Origin of the sequence: Pseudoalteromonas sp. SR43-2 (genome assembly GCF_014163885.1) — a bacterium.
Taxonomy (GTDB): domain Bacteria; phylum Pseudomonadota; class Gammaproteobacteria; order Enterobacterales; family Alteromonadaceae; genus Pseudoalteromonas; species Pseudoalteromonas distincta.
The window spans coordinates 1-1,205 of the sequence record NZ_JACJED010000045.1 but is presented as its reverse complement, the minus strand read 5'-3'; the positions used below and the strand labels follow the sequence as shown (position 1 = coordinate 1,205).

1 protein-coding gene is annotated in these 1,205 nt (G+C 51.7%); it reads right to left on the bottom strand.

Annotation, left to right across the window (positions count from 1 at the left end):
• Positions 1–1,205, bottom strand: a 1,205-nt coding sequence (locus H5120_RS20010) for an Ig-like domain-containing protein (protein ID WP_182675881.1), incomplete at both ends; no start/stop codon positions are given.

Sequence of the window (1,205 nt, the reverse complement as noted above, 5' to 3'; positions counted from 1 at the left end):
CCATTGGCTAGTACGGTGGCGCTCATTGTTTGCGCTGCGCCGCTGCTGTCGGTGACAACAATGGTTACTTCACTGCCTTGCGGTGCATCGCTGGTACCTGCAATCGTTGGCGTGGTGTCGTTCCCTACACCGTTGTCTGTAATAACAAGGCTCGGGCCAGTAAGGTCTATCTGACCTGTCTCGGTGGCGCTGCCGATATTACCCAGTCCATCATCTACCTGCGCGGTGACAGTATATTCGCCTTCGGCTAAATCAGTTGGTGCATCGACACTCCATACTCCACCCGTTACGGTTGTATCAACTGTCGTAATATTCCCTGCACTGTCTTCAAACGTTAAGCTAATGGTGGTGTTATCTGCCGCATCGCTTGTACCATTAATGGTTGGGGTGGTGTCGTTAGTGTCAACCAGTGCATTAATACTAATGCTTGGGGCCGTGGTGTTGAGTGTTGCGGTTTCACTTAATGTAGTGGTATTACCGGCGTTATCACTAACGCTTGCTTCAATAGTGAGTGGACCATCAGTTAACGCGTTCGGTACATCTGCTGACCAGCTGCCATCGGCTTGTACTGTTGCAGTAAACGTTTCTGTATTATCTGCATCCGTGACGTTAATCGTTATAACCGTGCCTGCTGGCGCGTTCGATGTCCCGCTAATTGTTGGCGTGCTGTTATTCGTGGCACCGACTGTGTCTAACGTCAGTGTCGGCGCTAAGGTATCTAGGTTGCCTGTTTGTGTCGCACCGCCGGTATTGCCTGCATCATCGGTGATACTGGCTTGCACGGTGTAGCTTCCATCCGGTAATTCAGGGCTGGTCGCTTCCCAATCACCGTTTGCATCCACGGTGGCGGTGATTGGGTGTTCATCACCGTTGCTGTCAGTAATAACAATGTTTACAACCGTGCCTTCCGGCTCTGTTGAGGTACCACTAACAACTGGGGTGCTATCGTTGCCAAGGCCCAGTGCATCAACGGTGACGATTGGCGTAATAGTATCCACATTACCACTGCTGTTTGCTGTGCTCTCGTTGCCTGCCGCATCGGTAATACTCGCGCTTACAGTAAAGTCACCTTGTGCAAGGGCACCTGGAATCTCAATGTTCCAGTGGCCATCGCTGCCAACTAGGGTCTCAATGGTTTGCACAGCGCCTGCGCTGTCGGTGATGGTGAGTGTAACAGTGCCACCAATTTCATTACTGGTGCCCTG